General features: G+C 74.9%; 15 protein-coding genes. 8 read left to right on the forward strand and 7 right to left on the reverse strand.

Annotation, left to right across the window (positions count from 1 at the left end):
* Window positions 1–2: 2 nt before the first annotated feature.
* Window positions 3–638, reverse strand: a complete 636-nt coding sequence (locus ACFPGP_RS14735; RefSeq protein WP_378591396.1) for a DUF3000 domain-containing protein — start codon at window positions 636–638, stop codon at window positions 3–5.
* A 69-nt stretch (window positions 639–707) separates the two neighbouring features.
* On the opposite strand from ACFPGP_RS14735, the gene hemE reads away from it, so the two are divergent.
* Complete coding sequence (hemE, locus tag ACFPGP_RS14740) at window positions 708–1,772, forward strand: uroporphyrinogen decarboxylase (RefSeq protein WP_378591398.1); 1,065 nt, start codon at window positions 708–710, stop codon at window positions 1,770–1,772.
* Between the two features lie 4 nt (window positions 1,773–1,776).
* Here hemE and ACFPGP_RS14745 read toward each other — a convergent pair whose 3' ends face one another.
* Window positions 1,777–2,775: a DUF4349 domain-containing protein gene (locus ACFPGP_RS14745; RefSeq protein ID WP_378591399.1), complete on the reverse strand. Its 999-nt coding sequence runs from the start codon at window positions 2,773–2,775 to the stop codon at window positions 1,777–1,779.
* A 40-nt stretch (window positions 2,776–2,815) separates the two neighbouring features.
* The gene (locus ACFPGP_RS14750; protein WP_378591400.1) at window positions 2,816–3,604 is read right to left on the reverse strand and encodes an NYN domain-containing protein; all 789 of its coding nucleotides are present in this window, start codon (window positions 3,602–3,604) and stop codon (window positions 2,816–2,818) included.
* A gap of 46 nt (window positions 3,605–3,650) precedes the next feature.
* On the opposite strand from ACFPGP_RS14750, the gene hemG reads away from it, so the two are divergent.
* Complete coding sequence (gene hemG / locus ACFPGP_RS14755) at window positions 3,651–5,075, forward strand: protoporphyrinogen oxidase (RefSeq protein ID WP_378591402.1); 1,425 nt, start codon at window positions 3,651–3,653, stop codon at window positions 5,073–5,075.
* Here the strand turns inward: hemG and ACFPGP_RS14760 are convergent.
* Window positions 5,042–6,145, reverse strand: a complete 1,104-nt coding sequence (locus ACFPGP_RS14760) for a serine hydrolase domain-containing protein (protein ID WP_378591404.1) — start codon at window positions 6,143–6,145, stop codon at window positions 5,042–5,044. The two genes, hemG and ACFPGP_RS14760, sit on opposite strands and share 34 nt — an antisense overlap.
* 59 nt (window positions 6,146–6,204) lie before the next feature.
* Between ACFPGP_RS14760 and hemQ the strand changes: the two genes are divergently transcribed.
* Both hemQ and ACFPGP_RS14770 read left to right on the forward strand, forming a co-directional pair.
* Window positions 6,205–6,903 (forward strand): hydrogen peroxide-dependent heme synthase, encoded by a 699-nt coding sequence (gene hemQ / locus ACFPGP_RS14765; protein ID WP_378591405.1) that lies wholly within the window; start codon window positions 6,205–6,207, stop codon window positions 6,901–6,903.
* Window positions 6,900–7,538 (forward strand): hypothetical protein, encoded by a 639-nt coding sequence (locus ACFPGP_RS14770; RefSeq protein WP_378591406.1) that lies wholly within the window; start codon window positions 6,900–6,902, stop codon window positions 7,536–7,538. The genes hemQ and ACFPGP_RS14770 overlap by 4 nt, the downstream gene beginning before the upstream one ends.
* Window positions 7,539–7,565: 27 nt before the next feature.
* Here ACFPGP_RS14770 and ACFPGP_RS14775 read toward each other — a convergent pair whose 3' ends face one another.
* Window positions 7,566–9,317 carry an FAD-binding oxidoreductase gene (locus ACFPGP_RS14775; RefSeq protein ID WP_378591408.1) on the reverse strand — a complete coding sequence of 584 codons (1,752 nt, stop codon included), beginning with the start codon at window positions 9,315–9,317 and terminating at the stop codon, window positions 7,566–7,568.
* A 136-nt stretch (window positions 9,318–9,453) separates the two neighbouring features.
* Here ACFPGP_RS14775 and ACFPGP_RS14780 point away from each other — a divergent pair, with 136 nt between their 5' ends.
* On the forward strand, window positions 9,454–10,587 hold the full coding sequence (locus ACFPGP_RS14780; protein ID WP_378591409.1) for a helix-turn-helix transcriptional regulator: 1,134 nt from the start codon (window positions 9,454–9,456) through the stop codon (window positions 10,585–10,587).
* 228 nt (window positions 10,588–10,815) lie between these two features.
* On the opposite strand, the gene ACFPGP_RS14785 is transcribed toward ACFPGP_RS14780, so the two are convergent.
* On the reverse strand, window positions 10,816–14,625 hold the full coding sequence (locus tag ACFPGP_RS14785; RefSeq protein WP_378591411.1) for a putative inorganic carbon transporter subunit DabA: 3,810 nt from the start codon (window positions 14,623–14,625) through the stop codon (window positions 10,816–10,818).
* A gap of 86 nt (window positions 14,626–14,711) precedes the next feature.
* Between ACFPGP_RS14785 and ACFPGP_RS14790 the strand changes: the two genes are divergently transcribed.
* Window positions 14,712–14,996 (forward strand): helix-turn-helix transcriptional regulator, encoded by a 285-nt coding sequence (locus tag ACFPGP_RS14790; RefSeq protein ID WP_378591412.1) that lies wholly within the window; start codon window positions 14,712–14,714, stop codon window positions 14,994–14,996.
* A 161-nt stretch (window positions 14,997–15,157) separates the two neighbouring features.
* The gene (locus tag ACFPGP_RS14795) at window positions 15,158–15,778 is read left to right on the forward strand and encodes a hypothetical protein (RefSeq protein ID WP_378591414.1); all 621 of its coding nucleotides are present in this window, start codon (window positions 15,158–15,160) and stop codon (window positions 15,776–15,778) included.
* A gap of 57 nt (window positions 15,779–15,835) precedes the next feature.
* On the opposite strand, the gene msrB is transcribed toward ACFPGP_RS14795, so the two are convergent.
* Window positions 15,836–16,237, reverse strand: coding sequence for a peptide-methionine (R)-S-oxide reductase MsrB (msrB, locus tag ACFPGP_RS14800; RefSeq protein ID WP_378591415.1), 402 nt, complete (start codon window positions 16,235–16,237; stop codon window positions 15,836–15,838).
* Between the two features lie 136 nt (window positions 16,238–16,373).
* Between msrB and ACFPGP_RS14805 the strand changes: the two genes are divergently transcribed.
* The gene (locus tag ACFPGP_RS14805; RefSeq protein WP_378591417.1) at window positions 16,374–17,459 is read left to right on the forward strand and encodes a ferredoxin reductase; all 1,086 of its coding nucleotides are present in this window, start codon (window positions 16,374–16,376) and stop codon (window positions 17,457–17,459) included.
* Window positions 17,460–17,473: the final 14 nt, after the last annotated feature.

A 17,473-nucleotide genomic window follows, 5' to 3' on the forward strand; every position in this document is an offset into this window, starting at 1 on the left:
CCTCATCGCCCCGAGCCGCGCTGCCCGCGTCGGCTCGGCATCGCGGTCACACCTTCGGGCACCGGCGGCAGGCCGGCGGCGGTGCACAGCAGCTCGCCCCAGGCCTCGACGTGCGCGGCGATGTCGGGCACGGCCAGGGCGGCGTCCTCGTCGACGACGGGGGTCCATGACGCCCTGACCTCGATCTGCGCCGTGCCGGCCTCGTCGGCCATCCCGCCGAAGCTCTCGGTGGCCACCCGGGTGACGGTGCCCGACGCGGCGGTGAACGCCGCGCCGTGCGCGTCGAGGGCCTCGACCAGCCACGACCACGCCACCGCGGCCAGCATCGGGTCGGTGATCAGCTCGAGCTCGATCTCCGCTCGGGCGTAGCCGACGATGCGGAAGGTGCCGTTCCAGGCGTCGTTCCCGGCGGGGTCGTGCAGCAGGATGATCCGCCCGGTGCCGACATCGGTGTCGTCGACGGTGACGTCCGCGGACAGGGCGGCGGCGTGCGGTGCGATCCGTTGCGGGGCGGGCATCTCCTCGCACAGCACCTCGGGCCGCAGGCGGGCGGCGTGCAGGCGCGCCACGGCCTCGCGGAACTCCGGAGGGTGGGAGTCCGCGCCCGTCCCCGGGTGCGTCTCCTGACGGACCACCATGCCCCCACAGTAGGTCGCGCCGCTCCCGCCGATGTGCGAACACGCCGACCGACCTGCGACGCTTCGCCCATGGACAGCGGTTCGAGCGGCGCCCCGGCCGCGGGTGCTCTCCGCGACAGCGCGTTCCTCGCCGCGGCCCGCGGGGAGCGGCCCTCCCACACCCCGGTGTGGTTCATGCGCCAGGCCGGACGCTCGCTGCCCGAGTACCTGCGGGTCCGCGAGGGCGTCGGGATGCTCGAGTCGTGCATGGACCCCGAGCTGGTGGTGGAGATCACGATGCAGCCGGTCCGCCGGTACGGCGTGGACGCCGCCATCTTCTTCTCCGACATCGTGCTGCCCCTCAAGGCGGTCGGCGTCGACCTCGACATCAAGCCCGGGGTCGGCCCGGTGGTCGCCGACCCGGTGCGCACGCTCGAGGACGTCGCGGCGATCCCCGACCTCACCCCCGAGCACGTCCCGTTCATCACCGAGGCGGTGCGCGGCCTGGTCGGTGAGCTCGGCAGCACGCCGCTGATCGGCTTCGCCGGCGCGCCGTTCACGGTCGCCTCCTACCTCGTCGAGGGCGGCCCCTCCAAGGAGCACGCCCTCACCAAGGCGATGATGTTCGGCGCCCCCGACGTCTGGGACGCGCTGATGCGCAAGATCGCGGGCATCGCCGCCACCTACCTCGAGGTGCAGGTCGCGGCGGGTGCCTCCGCCGTCCAGCTCTTCGACTCGTGGGCCGGCGCGCTCACGCCGGCCGACTACGCCGCGTCGGTGATGCCCCACTCCGCGGCGGTGCTGGAGCGGGCGGGCGCGCTCGGCGTCCCGCGGATCCACTTCGGTGTCGGGACGAGCAACCTGCTGGGGCTGATGGGCGAGGCCGGCGCCGACGTCGTCGGTGTCGACTGGCGGATGCCGCTCGCCGACGCCGTCCCGCTGGTCGGCGACCGCGCGGTGCAGGGCAACCTCGACCCGACGCTGGTCTTCGCGCCCACCGAGGTGATGACCGCCCGTGCCGCGGAGGTGCTCGCGGCCGGGCGCGCGGCGAAGGGCCACGTCTTCAACCTCGGTCACGGCGTGATCCCCTCGACCGACCCCGACCAGCTCGCGCGGCTCACCGAGTTCGTCCAGGCCTGGCGCCCGCGCGACTGACCCCCTACGGGGCAGGCGCCGGGGTCTGCGCGGCGGCCCGGTGCCGGCGCTGGACGCTGCGGGTGACCAGCCAGACCGGCACGCCCACCAGCAGGAGCAGCACCAGGAACGGCAGCAGGGTGCCGACGGCCTCCGCGGCGCCGCTGGCGGCGGTGGTGAAGGCGTTCCAGCCGCGGGAGAGGCCGGCGACGAAGCCGCTGTCGTCGTCCGACTTCTTCGCCACCGGCTCCTGCTTGGTCCGCTCGAGGAAGATCGTGATCGTCGACAGCGTGGTCTGGTCGGCGAGGTAGGCCTGCTGCGACTTCAGCGAGTCGAGCTCGGCCTGGCGGCGGGTCAGCTCGGACTCGATCGCGACGATCGTCCGGATGCTCCGCGCCCGGGCCAGCAGCGCCTCGACCCGCTGCAGGCTCTCCTCCTGGGCACGCACGCGCACGTCGGTGTCGATCACCTGGGTGGTCACGTCCTCCGACGACCGCTTCGCGGTGCGCAGGCCGGCGACCTTCTCCAGCTCGTCCATGGCCGCGCCGAACTCCGCGCTCGGCACCCGCACCACGAGCCGCGACCGCACCATCGCGCCGTCGTCGTCGGTGTCGGACTGCTCGTCGGTCACCTCGCCGCGGTGCCCGTCGACGACCTGCTGGACGTCGAAGCGGGTCTCGTCGACGTCGTCGGACTCGTAGCTCACGGTTCCGGTGGAGATCACCGCCCGCGTCTGCACCGGCGGCCGGGCGGCCTCGCCCCCGCCGGACAACGTCGCGTCGCCGTCGGAGGAGAAGTCGTCGCTGCCGGCGGCAGCGGCCTCGCGCTGCCCCGACGCGGGTGCGGGCGCTCCACCCGCCACGTTGTCCTCCACGCTGGCCGCGGGAGCGTCCGCGGCGCCGGCGTCCTCCGAGCTGGACGCCTGGTCCGAGGACCCGGAGCAGGCGGCGGCCATCAGCAGGACGCCGAGGATCAGGGGGACGAGCGCCGACAGGCTGAGGCGGCGGGTGCGCGAGCTGGTCATGCGCATGGGACGGCGGGAGGCCGTCGCCGGTTCCCGCCGGTCAGGACCGCTGGGCCTCGGCCTTCTTCGCCGCCTTCTTGGTGGCCGACGTGCGGGACGTCTGCTTGGCGGGCTTCAGCCGCACCCGCATGGGGGCGCTCCCGGTCCCGCCCTTGACCTCGAGGTAGTCCTGCGCCTTGGCCAGGGTGCTCAGCTTCGCCGAACCGTAGTTGCGCGGGTCGAAGGAGGCGTTGACCTTGGCCAGGTAGTTGCCGACCGTCGACATCGAGGCCCAGCCGTCGTCGCCCGACGTCTGGTTCACCGCCCGGGTGAGCAGGCGGCGCAGGTCGGGCAGCGGCGGAGGGGCGGGCTCGTCGCTGCCCGCGTCGTCGTCGGACTCGGCCGGGCCGCTGCCGATCACCTCGAGGTAGATGAACGTGTCGCAGGCCGCGCGGAACGACTCCGGTGTCTTGCGCTGGCCGAGGCCGTAGACCGTCACCCCCGACTCGCGCAGGCGCGTCGCGAGCCGCGTGAAGTCGCTGTCGCTGGAGACGATCGCGAACGCGTCGAGCCGCCCGGTGTAGAGCAGGTCCATCGCGTCGATGATCAGCGCCGAGTCGGTGCTGTTCTTCCCGGTCGTGTAGGCGAACTGCTGCACCGGCTGGATCGCGTGCCGGTTGAGCTCGGCCTTCCACTTCACCAGGTTCTGCGTCGTCCAGTCGCCGTAGGCCCGCTTGACCGTGGGCACGCCGTACCGCGCGAGCTCCTCGAGGAGGGCGTCGGCGTGGCGGGCGGAGGTGTTGTCGGCGTCGATCAGGACGGCGAGGCGGGCGTCGGCTGGCTCTGGCACAGGCCCCATCATGGCGGACGCAGGGTCGTCGGCAAGGATGGGCGCCGTGAGCACCCCGGACCCGCGGCCGCGCGCCGTCGTCGTCGGCGGTGGCATCGGCGGCCTCGTCGCGGCGTACCTGCTGGGGGAGACCCACGACGTGCTGCTGCTGGAGGGGTCGGCGCAGGTCGGCGGGAAGCTCCGGCTCGGCGAGGTCGCCGGCCTGACCGTCGACGTGGGCGCCGAGGCCGTGCTCAACCGCCGGCCCGAGGGAGTGGCGCTCGCCCGCGAGCTCGGGCTCGACGTGGTGCACCCGGCCAGCACGGCCACGGCCGTCTGGAGCCGGGGCGAGCTGCGGCCGATGCCCCGCACGCTGATGGGGGTGCCGCTCGACGTCGACGCCCTCGAGGCCTCCGGCCTGGTCTCCGAGGCGGGCCTGGCCGCGGTGCGCGCCGAGCCCGGGCTCGACCTGGCTCCGCTGACCGGCGACGTGTCGGTCGGCGACCTGGTCGCGGCGCGCCTCGGGGACGAGGTCGTCGACCTGCTCGTCGAGCCGCTGCTCGGCGGGGTGTACGCCGGACATGCGCGGCTGCTGTCGGTGCGGGCGACCGTGCCGCAGCTGGCCGCGATGGCCGAGCGCGGCTCGCTGGTCGCCGGGGCCGCGGCGTTACCGACCTCGGACGTCCCCGTCTTCGCCTCGCTGGCCGGTGGCATGGGCCGGCTCCCCGGCGTGCTGGCCGCCTCGGGGCGGTTCGAGGTGCGCACCGGCGCGACCGTGCGCGGCCTGCGCCGCACGGCTGCCGGCTTCGAGCTCGTGGTCGGGCCGACCCCGAGCGAGGAGCTGCTGACCGCCGACGCCGTGGTGCTGGCCACCCCGGCGGCCCCCACCTCGCGGCTGCTCACCGACGTCGCCCCCCTGGCCTCCGCCGAACTGGCCGGCATCGAGCACGCCTCCTCCGCCGTGGTGACCTTCGCGGTGCGGGCGGCCGACGCCCCCGACCTCGCCGCCACCCCGCTCTCCGGATTCCTGGTGCCGCCGGTCGAGGGCCGGCGGATCAAGGCCTCGACGTTCTCCTTCTCCAAGTGGGCGTGGGTCCGCGAGCTGGGCCGGTCGGGCGGTGACGACGTGCTGGTCTTCCGCACCTCGCTGGGCCGGCACCGCGAGGAGGCATCGCTGCAGGCCTCCGACGAGGAGCTCGTCGCCTGGTCTCTGGCCGACCTGGCCGACGCCGTCGGGCTCACCGCCACCCCGCTCGACACCCACGTGCAGCGCTGGGGCGGCGGCCTGCCGCAGTACGCCGTCGGCCACCTCGACCTCGTCGAGCGCGTGCGCCACGAGGTGGGCACCGTGCCGGGCCTCGCGGTCTGCGGTGCGGCGTACGACGGCGTCGGCATCCCGGCGGTGATCGCCTCCGCCCGCCGCGCGGTCGAGCGGGTGAGCGCGGGGCGGTCCGGCGCTCAGCTCCCGCCGCGGCCCTCCAGCAACTCGTAGACGGCGTCGCCGCGCTCGTGGGAACCCAGCCCGCGGGTGACGTACGCCGCGGCGTACCCGCTGCGCAGCGACCACCAGGCCGAGCAGCCGCCCGCGCCGCCCATGCCGAGGTCGTCGTCGTCGCGCTGGAGGCCGAGCGTCCAGGTCACCTCGCGCCCGATCACGCGGTCGGTGCCGGTGGCCTGCGGGGCGAGGTACTCCCGGTGCAGGTCGGGTCCGAGCAGCCGCGCCACCGGCCCGCCGTCCGGCACCAGGTCGGCGTAGCAGCGGGCCAGCCCGCGGGCCGAGGCGTGCATCCCGATCGCCGGGAAGCTCGTCGTCCGCCAGCGCCGCGAGTTGAGCACCGCCGGGTCGAGCAGCCCGGGTGGGCGCGACAGCGCCGGGCCCCACCGTGGGTCGTCGAGGTAGCCGGCCGGCCAGTCCGCGGCCACGGGCACCACGTCCGCCACCCGCCCGAGGTCGGGTTCCCGCACCCGCAGGTGCGCGTCCCAGCCGTGGGCCGCCGCGATCGCGGCGAAGCGGTCGGCGAGGTCCTCGCCGGTCGCGGCGCGCACCAGCGCCGCGCACAGGTGGCCGTACGTGAGGGCGTGCTCCGCGACCGCCGTCCCCGGCTCGTGATCGGGCGCGGCGCCGGCGAGCAGCGCCGTCAGCCCGTCCTCGTCGTCGAAGGCCAGGTCCGCGGCCGCCTCCGGGAAGCACGGCAGCCCCGCCCGGTGCGACAGCAGGTGGCGCACCGTGGTGGCCTCCTTGCCGCGCACGCCGTACGCCGGCCACACCTCGGCGACCCGCTGGTCGAGCCCGAGCGCCCCCTCGGCGACGACCGACAGCACGGCCAGGGCGGCGAACGGCTTGGCCACCGAGTAGGTCATCACCAGCGTGTCGGGCGACCACGGGGAGCTGCCGTCGGTGGTCCCGACGCAGTGCTCCACGACCTCCTCGGCCCCGTCGGCACCGTCAGCCGCCCGCACCACGCACACCGCGCCGCCGGGCTCGCGGCCGTCGGCGGCGAGGTCGTCGAGCACCGCGGCCAGCTCGGCGGACAGCTCGGAGGCAGGGAGAGGACGGGCCACGGGCACAGACTAGGAGACCTCTCTCAGGTGGGCCTCAGGTCGACAGGCAGAATGGCAGCATGTCCAGCAAGGGAGCCAGGGCCCGCGAGATCAACGCGACCATCCGCTACACGATGTGGTCGGTGTTCCGTCTCGCGACACCGCTCGGCGAGGCCGACCGCACCACCGAGGCGACCGAGGTCGAGGAGCTCGTCGAGGCGCTCGACAAGGACGACGTGGTCGTCCGCGGGTTCTACGACGTCAGCGGGCTCCGGGCCGACGCCGACGTGATGGTGTGGTGGCACGCCGAGACCTCCGAGCAGCTCCAGGACGCCTACCACCGGCTCCGCCGCACGGCCTTCGGCAGCCGCCTCGAGCCGGTCTGGTCGCAGCTCGCGCTGCACCGGCCCGCGGAGTTCAACAAGAGCCACGTGCCGGCCTTCCTCTCCGACGAGGAGCCCAAGGCGCACGTCTGCGTCTACCCGTTCGTCCGCTCCTACGAGTGGTACCTGCTCGCGGACGACGAGCGCCGTGCGCTGCTCGCCGAGCACGGCCAGATGGCGCGCGACTACAAGGACGTCCGCGCCAACACGGTGGCCAGCTTCGCGCTCGGCGACTACGAGTGGATCCTCGCCTTCGAGGCCGACGAGCTCTACCGCATCGTCGACCTGATGCGGCACCTGCGCGGCTCCGGCGCCCGGCGCCACGTCCGCGAGGAGGTGCCGTTCTACACCGGCGCGCGCGCCTCGGTGGCCGACCTCGTGGACCGCCTCCCGTGACCCCCACCCGCCCGGCTGCCCTGCTGGCGGCGGCCGCCTTGGTGCTCGCACCCGTGCTCGCCGGCTGCTCCGACGGCGGCGACGAGCCGGCGGCCGTCTCCTCCTCGAGCTCGGCCCCGGTGAAGCCGACCGAGGCGCCCGTGCCCGACGGCACCGTGCGCACCGCCAGCCCGGTGGTCGTCGTCGACGTCGGCGACGGGCCCGTGATGTGTCCGGCCCGCGACGCGAAGGCCTCGAACACCTGCCAGCCGAGCATCCCGATCGAGGGCTGGGACTGGTCGGAGCAGCAGGACGTCAGCAAGGCGGCCGGCACCAAGGTCGGCCAGTACGTCGTGACCGGCACCTACGACGGCTCGACGTTCACCGCGGAGAAGTCGGTGCCGGCCTCGAAGGCGCCGACCGACGACGCGACCCACGCCGCGCCGCCGCCGCTGCGGCAGTACTCCGAGACCGACATCCTCGACATCGCCGACGACGTGTCGGGCCTGCCGGGCGTCACCGGCGTCGTGCCTCTCAAGGACGGCCAGGTGCTCGTCGACGTCGTGTACGACGACGGCACGCTCCAGGACTGGGCGAACACGACGTACGGCGAGAACGTCGTGGTCGTCTCCTCCACCCTCGTCGACGCCGGCTGACGCTGCCCGCCCCTGGTGGGCGACGGCTCAGCCCACCTCGTGGTTGGCGAGGAACAGGCGGCCGGGGTCGACGGTGTCGCGGACGGCGCGCAGCCGCTCCCACGTCTCGGGGGCGAAGCCCGACGCGGCCCGGCCGCCGTTGTCGGTGAAGTTGAGGAACCGACGCTCCTGCGCCCACGGCGACAGCGCGTCGACCAGCCGCTCGCCCGCGGCCAGGCCAGCGGTCGCTGCCTCCGGCGTGGGTGCCGGCGCGATCGCGAACACGGCGTACGCCCCGGGCAGGTGGTCCACGGCTCCGCCGCCGGGCGCCGGGGTGGCCAGCGCACCGCCGAGCTGGCGGAGCTCGGCGAACATCAGCCCGCTGGCCGTTCCGGGCCCCACCTGCGCCAGGAACGCGTCCACGGCCGTGTCGTCGAGCGAGGAGAGGACCGTGTGCTCGCTGACCGCGGGGACCGGCGCGGGCGGGTCCATGTGGACGGCGGTCAGGCCGGCGGCCGGCATCCGGGCGAAGGTGTCCATCTCCGGGGCCAGCGCGCGCAGGGGCGCGAGCAGCTCCGAGGCCCGGTCGTCGTCCTCCAGAACCGCGCCGTCGACGATCACCAGGTGCCGCCCGCTGAGGAACGGCGGCAGCTCGGGCAGCGGCGGGAAGCTCATCACGCGCAGCGACGTGGTCACGGTGTCCGGGACGTCGCGGGTCCAGGCCGCCCACGCCGGCACGACCTCCGGCGCGCGCTCGCGGTCCCACAGCAGCATCCCGCCGACGAGGTCGGTGACCGGGAGCAGGTCCATCTCGAGCGCGGTCGCCACGCCGAAGCTGCCGCCGCCACCGCGCACCGCCCAGAACACCTCGGCGTTCTCGTGGGCGTCGGCGCGCAGCAGGGTGCCGTCGGCGGTGACCAGCTCGACCGCCCGGAGGGAGCCCGAGCCCAGGCCGTGCTTCCTCGCATAGAACGAGAGCCCGCCGCCCAGCAGGTAGCCGGCCACGGCCACGTCGGGGGCGCTGCCGTGCAGCGCGGTCAGGCCGTACGGCGCGGCCGCGGCGACGACCTCGTGCCACTGGGTGCCGCCGACGACGCGCGCGGTCCGGTCGACGGCGTCGACGGAGACGCCCGTGAGCTCGGAGAGGCGGAGCAGCACGACGTCGTCCATCGGGACGCCGGCGAGGGGGCCGGCGCCGTGCCCGGTGCTCTGCGGGGCCACCCGGAGGCCGGCCGCACCAGCGGCGCGGACGACGTCGACGACCTGCTCGACGCTGCGGGGGACGGCGACGGCGGCCGGTCGCTGGTCGACGGCGAGGTTCCAGGGCAGGCGCAGCTCGTCGTACCCGGGGTCGCCCGGCAGGTGGACGTCGGGCAGGCCGCGCAGGGCGTCGGCGGAGTGGGTGGGGGTGGTGGTCATGGAGCGTCCTTCGTGGGTGTGCGTGCCGGTGGGGGCATCGGTGGGTGCAGGTGTCCCGAGGAGGGGCTGGAGGGCGAGGAGCATGCCGGGCACCCCGAGACCGGGGCGTTCCTCGACCTCGACGACCGGCCGGGCGCCGGTGGCGTCCAGCCGCTCGGTGAGCACGTCGACCACGTCGGCGAGGGCCGCCCGGTCGGTGGTCAGCACCCGGAGGCCCGCCAGGTCGGCGAGGCCGTGCGGTGCCAGCTGCTCCTCGAGGAGGCAGACGGCGAGGGCCAGCTGCGCGGCCGGGTCGTCCTCGTGGAGGAGGCGACCGGCCTCGTCCAGGGGCCCGACGGCCCCGTTGAGGGAGCCGTGGGGGGAGGAGGTGCTCGTGCTCACGGGCCCCAGCCTCCGGCGCGGAGCGCGCTGGCACCATCCCGAGCCCGTGGGGAGTTCGCGGGTGTCTGGACTGGTGGTCTGATCCACCCAGAAATGTGGGATGGCTGCACTTCCGGGTCTCTTCCAGACTGGTCGCGTGGCCACCCCTGCCCTGACCGCCGAACGGGTCCGCCGCGACGTCGAGGTCGTCGCGCGCGCCGGTCTCGACCTCGAGGACTTCCTCGCCGAGGCCGTCGAGTCGGTGCAGCGTGCGGTGCCCTGGGTCGGCGCCTGCATGGCCACCCACGACCCGGGCACGCTCATCCTCACCAGCGCCCGGAAGTTCGGCTACCTCCGGGGCCGCGACGGCCACGACCACGAGTTCGGGATCATCGAGTACGGCGACGTCGAGGCGACCGCCTTCACCGAGATGGCGCGCGCCGAGGTCCCGGCAGCCGGCGTCCACCTCGTGACGCACGGCGACGTCGAGCGCTCGGGCCGGATGAGCCGCTTCATGGTGCCGCGCTTCGGGTTCGGCGACGAGGCCCGCCTGGTCTTCCGCGACGGCCGCGACGTGTGGGGTGCGATGGCGCTGTTCCGCGGCCCCGACGACACGCCGTTCGACACCGCCGAGATCGACCTGCTGTCCTCCCTCTCACGCGACTTCGCCCTCGGTGTGCGGGCCGGCCTGCTCGCGCGGATGGCCGACGCCCGACCGGCGGCGGCACCGACCGGCCCGGCCGTCGTGATCGTCGGGGCGGATGACCAGGTCGTGCAGATCAGCCTCGGTGCGGAGCAGCGGATCGCCGAGCTCGCGGTCTCCGACGCCACCGGTGACCCGCTCAGCCCGCTCTCCGCCCTGGTCGGCGCGGCCCGCCGGTACGCCCGCGGGGAGACCGACGTGCTGCCGCGCAGCCGGGTGCGCGCGCAGAGCGGCGCGTGGCTGGTGCTGCACGCGTCGGTGCTGAGCGGCACCGGTGCGCGCGCCGGCGACGTGGTGCTCACCATCGAGGAGGCCCGGCCCCCGGAGATCGTGTCGCTGGTCGTCGCCGCCTTCGGCCTCACCCAGCGCGAGCGCGACGTCACCCAGCTCGTGCTCCAGGGCGTCGACACCAAGGAGATCGCCGCGACGCTGCACGTCTCGGCGTACACCGTGCAGGACCACCTCAAGTCGGTCTTCGACAAGGCGGGTGTCCGCAGCCGCCGTGAGCTGATCGCGCGGGTCTACTTCGACCAGTACCTGCCGCGCATGAACTCCGAGCTCACGCCGTCCGGCTGGTTCGGCGGCTGAGGAGCGCCTCGGGTCACGGGTTGCACCCGGGCAGCGACCCGGGTCGGCCGGGACGGCGTCCGGTCCGGCGGTGCGGGCGACGTCCCCGGTGAAGGTCCCGAACGCGTCGGTGTTCACCGCCGCGGTGTGCAGCACCAGCCCGCCGTGCCCACCCGGTGCCCGGGCCAGCACGTGCGTCTTGTCGTGCTTCGTCGCGACGACGGCCGAGCGGTGGCGGTCGCGCTCGTCTCAGACATGGGCGGGCGGGTCCTGGAGCGCGGGACTGGGGGCGGTGACGGGGCCGGCCGGCCGCCACTCGAGGTGGCGGTCGAGCTCGAGCAGCTGCGTCGACCCGGGCGGGAGCGCCAGCAGCTGCAGCCAGCCGTTGCCGACGGCCTGGTGCAGGGCGACGTGCCGCAGCACGATCTCCGCGACCGCCCCGGGGTCGGCCACCACCACGACGAGGTGGCGCGCCGGCAGGTGTCGCAGGGCGCCGGTGTCACCGGGGCCGCCCGTCGGGTCGGTGCTCGCGACGGCCTGCCACGGCAGGCCGCTGCGCAGGTCGCCGTGCGCACCGGTGATCACGCCGACGTCGCCGACGACGTTGTGGGTGGTCTTGTCCCCGGCGCCGAGGAGCTCGGGGGCACTCGCGGCGGCGTAGTACTGCGCGTTGATCCACTGGGTGACCAGCGCCGGGCCGGTGAGCACCTGCTCGAGGGCCGCGTGGTCGGGGTCGAGGTCCGCGTCGTAGGAGTGCAGGAACGCCGTGCCGCCGAGATCGAGGCTGCGGGTCAGCGAGCGGGGACCGACGACCAGCGCCAGGTTGCCAGCGAGACCCCACTCCGGCATGGGCTCCGACCAGTCCGCTGCCCGGTCCTCGACGGTCGACCGTCCTGCGGGCAGGAGCGCCCGGCGCTCGACTGCCGCTGCCCGGCCGGCCTCGCGGAGCTCGGCCTGCACCTCGACCAGGGCCGGAGGGCCCGTCACGCCCGCGGGGTCGAGGAGCGTCACGTCGTCGGTGGTGGTGTCGTGGAGCGCGGCCACGAACGTCGTCGTGTCGTCCACCGCAAGGTCCCGCTCCGCGAGTGCCTGACGGACGAGCGGGTCGTTGAGAGCCGCAGCGACGAGGGCGGCGTTGCGGGCGCCGGAGTGGCCCCCGCAGGCGCCGCAGTCGTACGCCGAGGCGAAGGCGTTGTTCTCGGTGCTCGAGGCGTGGCCCACCAGCACGACCCAGGGAGCCGTGCGGCCGGCGAGCCCGGTCGTGCGCACCAGCTGGTCGGCGACCTCGATCGCCACCGGGAGCGGCAACGGGGCCGCCGGGGTGGGGACCTGCGCCGGTGAGCCGACGACGCGGCGGCTGAGCCGTCGCCAGCGGGCGGGGGCCGCGGTGGCGGCGAGCGTCGCCGCCAGTGCCGGGATCCCGCTGGTCTCGGCCCAGCCGAACGCGGCCGCCGGGTGCTGACCGATCCGGCTGACGAGGGTGTGCACGGCCGCCCGCCAGGTCAGCGGCACGACAGCGTCGGCCGTCTCCACGGTCGGCCGGAGCAGGCCCGGGCACAGGTCCTCCGAGGTCCCGTCGGCAGCACGGTGCCGCAGTGCGGCGCCGAAGAAGCCGGCGTAGCCGAAGGTCTCGTGACCGGGGCGGGCCTCGACCGCGCGTCGCACCCGCTCCGAGCGGGCGTCCAGGCACCACACGGACTGGACCCGTGCCGGGGCGGGGTCCGACGGTCGTGCCGGAAGCCCGGCCGACCCGACGAGGCCGTGCAAGAGGCCGCGCCGGGCGCCCAGGTCGAGCGCGCGCTGCCAGACCGAGACCAGGTCCGGCGCCGAGGCGGTGTCCACCGAGGCCGGCGTGGCCGGGGCATGGGGCGCCGCGGCCGGTCCGTGCGCCTCCGCGACGACCACGTCGAGCGCCGTCCGCAGGGCCAGCAGCTGCAGCACCGGGGCCTGGTCGCCGTGCTCGCGGGCGCGCCACCGGGCGTGGGCAGCCCAACCCCGCCCGCTCGCGAGCTGGGAGGCGGCGTAGGTGTAGAAGTCCCGGCCGCCCGAGATTTCCTGCACCCTCGGCCAGAGCGCGGCGAGCGCCTGTGCCGGATCCTCCGGGAGCGAGCGGGCCAGGGCGCTGGCGCCCCGCACGCCCCAGGCGCGGTCGTGGGAACGGTGTGCCGCGCTCGCTCGCCAGAGCGTCCAGGGATCGGCGCCGTGCCCCCCGGGTCGCGGCGTGGTCGCCCAGGCCCGCGCCGTCCACGCCGCTGCCTGGAGGTCGAGGCGCCGGGCCGCGAGCGGGCCGGCCGCGTCGCAGGCCCGCACCCGCAACGGGGCGCCGTCGACGTCCTGCGTGGCCAGCCGCTGAGACCCGGTGACGAGGTCCTCGGGTGCGACGCCGGCCAGGGGGTCGGCCCCGCCCCGCTCCGGCGTCCGCTCCGCAAGCGCGCGGCGCAGGTCGGCGTCGGTGATCACCCCGCGGGCGTGCAGGTCCAGGAACGTCGCGAGCCGCGGTCGTGGGTCGCGTCCGTGCACCCGGCGCACGACCCCGGCGGCGTCCTCGACCGACATCTTCTCCAGCGGCGCCAGCGGGTTGCCGGCGACGAGCGAGGTCAACGGCCAGGCGGGCCCGATGGCGAGGGCGGAGAGGTCGGCCACCAGCCCCGCCTGCCGGACCGGCAGTCCACCGAGGCCCCCACCCTCCGCAGGGACGGGCGCCGGGCGCACGGATCCCCGGGCACGTGCGCCGGGAGGCAGGAGCGTGGCCGACACCACGGTGGCCACCGCGCCGGTGCTGTGCGGGTGGACGCGGGAGGCGAGCCACGCGACGACCACCACGGTGACGGCCGCCGACCCGACCACCAGCATCCCGGCCGGCGCGGGCCCGCCACCGAACCAGGGGTGCAGCTCGCGGTCGAGGAGACCGACCGCGAACAGGTACCCGACCGCGAGCGCGACCATGCCGCCGGCGAGGGCCGCACGCCGCCCGGGGCCGGTGCGCTCGAGACGCAGGGTCTCGCCGACGCCGACGGCGGCGACCGCCGCGACCAGTACGGCCGGGAAGGCCAGGGTGACGGGGACTCCGAGCGAGGCACCGACCGCGACGCCTGCGGCGGCGGTCACCAGGGCGGCCGTGAGCACGAGCGCCACGGCCGCCGGCCGGCGTGCCTCGCGCGTCCTCACCGGACGCACGCGCGCGGCCGCGCCACCGGCGCGCAGGAACAGCCACGCCTTCCAGCAGCCGTGCCCCAGGACGTGGAGCAGGGCGACGGCAGGGAGGGCCAGGCCGAGCTGGAGGGCGACGAGCCCCATCTGGGCCGTCGTCGAGGCGGCCAGCCGCCCCTTGACGTCGGTCCGCAGCCGCATCGCCAGCATCCCGGCCGCGACCGAGGCCAGCCCGGTGGCCACCAGGATCGCGAGCGCGAAGCCCTGGCTGACCACGGGCCACCACAGCAGGCACAGCATCGCGCCGCCGTTGACGATGCCTGCGTGCAGGAGAGCGGACACGGGCGAGGGCGCCTCGGCGGTCTCGGGCAGCCAGCGGTGCGCGGGCACCAGGGCCGACCGCACGACACACCCCGAGACCAGCAGGACCGCCACCATCGGCGTGCCGGCTCCGGCGGCGTCGACGACGACGGCGCCCCACACGGCGAGATCACCGAGCAGCAGCCTCCGGAGCACCAGCCCGGAGGCCCCGCGCGCTGCGGGGTCGTCCCGGTGGGCCACCAGGCCTGCGAGCGCGAGGCCGCTCACCGTCCACCCCACGGCCGCGGTCAGCAGGCTCGTCGCGGTGACCATGACCGCGAGCCCACCGACCGCGGCCACGAGCAGCACCGCGAAACGGCCCTGGCGGCGCTGACCGCGGAGGTTCGTCGCGGCGTACCAGGCCACCAGGCATCCCAGGACGCAGACGTAGCAGAGCAGCACCGCCCGCAGCCCGGCGGTGCTGCCCGGGAGCGGCCAGGAGGAGTCGCTCCACGAGAGCGCCTGGCCACCCGCCGCCAGGAGGAGCGCGACGACGGAGGTGACGGTCAGGGCGGCCAGCCCGCGGCGGGCGTGCACGAGAGGAGACATGCGAACAGTGAAGCAGGCGAAATATTACCTGTAAATAACTTCCTGTAAAAAATCTCCGGAGTGCGGGGGTGGCTACAGTGCTGGCCATGCCAGACGACGGAACCCGGGCCTGGACCTTTCTCAGCAACCACGGCCACGTGCTGGTGGCGCTGAGCCGGGACCCCGCCGCGAGGATCCGCGACATCGCCGACACGGTCGGCATCACCGAGCGGACCGCCCAGGGGATCCTGCGCGACCTGGAGGATGCCGGGTACGTCAGCAAGGACAAGGTGGGCCGCCGCAACCTCTACCGCCTGCACGTCGACCTCCACCTGCGGCACCCCGCCGAGACGGAGACCTCGGTGCGCGAGCTGCTGGCCGTCTTCGACTGAAGGCAGGCGGCTGACGGTGCTGGACGACGTCGGTGGCGACGCGGGCAGTCCGGTGCTCCTTGTTTGCGCCCGGGGCCGCCGGGTACGACGGGGCCGCTCCCTCCGCGGCCGACGACGGTCACGGCGGCCGTCGTGACCGTACCTACTCGGGAGGGAATCCCATGTTCCAGGCAACAGCACGACCCCTGGCCTTCGTCGTGGCGCTGGCCACGATCGTGGCGCTCGGGGTGACGGCACTCGGCAGCGCCGAGGCCGGCCAGCCCGCCGCCTCCAGCTCCGAGCGCGTCGTCGCGCACAACGGGAAGGGCTCGCTGACGTCGCGCATCGTCGGGGAGACCGGGAACGGGCGCACCGTGACCGGGAGCTTCAGCCCGATCGACTTCCGGCGCGACAACGGCAAGGTCAAGGTCCGGGGTCTGCTCGAGGGCGTCATCCACGACACCGACGGCAGCACGAGCACCTTCAGCGCCATGCGCACGCTGAAGGTGAAGCGGATCAACGGTCAGTCCGTGTCAACGGCCGGTGCAGGAGCCGTTGCCCGGGGTGCGACCTGCGACGTCCTCAACCTGGTGCTCGCGCCGCTCGACCTCGACCTGCTGGGCCTCCGTGTCCACCTCGACCGGGTCCGGCTGATCGTGGACGCGGTCGCCGGGGCGGGCAACCTGCTCGGCAACCTGCTCTGCGCGGTCGTCGGCCTCCTCGACGGCGGGCTCGGCGGCCAGCTCGGCCGGCTGGCACGCGTGCTCGACCGGATCCTCGCGGTCCTGCGGGCAGGACTCTGACGCCGTGGTCGCGGCGGGGCCGGCAGCGCCGGCAGCGCCGGCTCCGGCGCGGCCCGGTCAGCCCTCGCGCGGCTCGAGCGTGAGGCTGATCGAGTTGATGCAGTAGCGGTCGCCGGTGGGGGTGCCGAAGCCGTCGGGGAAGACGTGGCCCAGGTGCGAGCCGCAATTCGCGCAGCGGACCTCGACCCGCTTCATGCCGTGGCTGGTGTCCTCGATGTACTCGATGGTGTCGCTGATCGGCTGGTAGAAGCTCGGCCAGCCGCAGCCGGAGTGGAACTTGGTGTCGGACTCGAAGAGCGTGGCCCGGCAGGCCCGGCACCGGTAGACGCCGGTCGTCTCCGTGTCGGTGTACTCGCCGGTGAAGGCGCGCTCGGTGCCGGCCTGGCGCAGCACGGCGTACTCCTCGGGCGTGAGCTCCGCACGCCACTGCTCGTCGGTCTTCTCGACGCTGTAGGACATGCCCGCAACGGTAGCCAAGCGCACCAGCGGGCCGGGCGGCGCCGCGTGACGAATCGGTGACGTCTCCGTTGAGGTGAGTGGACATCTGTTCACTCAGTGCGGGTACCGGCCCGCACCGGCGTACCGAGGGGAGTCCATGACCGCCACCGCCCCGTGGGACCGCGTCCGTCGCGCCGGGTCCCGGCTGACCACCCCCCTGCACCCCGACGACTACCTCCGCCTGGTCAACCCGCTCTGGACGGCGCGCGAGCTGCGCGGCCGCGTGGAGCGGGTGGTCCGCGAGACCGACGACGCGGCGACGCTCGTGATCCGCCCGGGGTGGGGCTGGCGCTACGACCACCGCCCCGGGCAGTACGTCGGGATCGGCGTGCAGGTCGACGGCCGGTTCCAGTGGCGGTCCTACTCCGTCAGCTCACCGCCGCGACGCTCAGGGCGCACGATCGCGATCACGGTGCGGGCCATGCCCGAGGGCCTGCTCTCGGGGCACCTGGTCAACGGCCTCGAGCCCGGCACCATCGTGCGGCTGGCGCTGCCCGAGGGCGACTTCGTGCTGCCCGACCCGCCGCCGGCGCGGATGCTCTTCCTCGTCGGGGGCTCGGGCATCACACCGGTGATGGCGATGCTGCGCACGCTCGACCGTCGCGGCACCCTGCCCGACGTCGTCCTCCACTACTCCTCGCCGACGCCCGACCGGATGATCTTCCGCGACGAGCTCGCCGCGCTCGAGGAGAGGCACGAGGGCCTGGTCGTCGACCGACGCTTCACCGACGCCGACGGCGTCCTCGACCTCGCCGACGGCGGGGCCGGGCTGGAGCGGATCTGCCCCGACTGGCGCGAGCGCGAGACCTGGGCCTGTGGCCCCGGCCCGATGCTCGACGCCGTCGCCGCGCACTTCGGGGACGCCGGGCTGGAGGACCGCCTCCACCTCGAGCGCTTCTCCCTCGACCTCGGCGGTGACGGCGGAGAGGGCGGCACCCTCACCTTCCGCACCTCCGGAAAGACCGTCGAGGCCGACGGTGCCACCACCGTGCTCGAGGCCGGCGAGTCGGTCGGCGTCGGCATGCCCTACGGCTGCCGGATGGGCATCTGCCACACCTGCACGCTCACCCTCGTCGCAGGCAGGGTCCGCGACCTGCGCAACGGCGAGCAGTACGACCAGCCCCACGAGCAGGTGCAGACCTGCGTCACCGCCGCCGTGGGCGACTGCACCTTCGACATCTGACCACCGCCCGCAAC

This window comes from Nocardioides taihuensis, from assembly GCF_042657275.1.
Lineage (GTDB): Bacteria > Actinomycetota > Actinomycetes > Propionibacteriales > Nocardioidaceae > Nocardioides > Nocardioides taihuensis.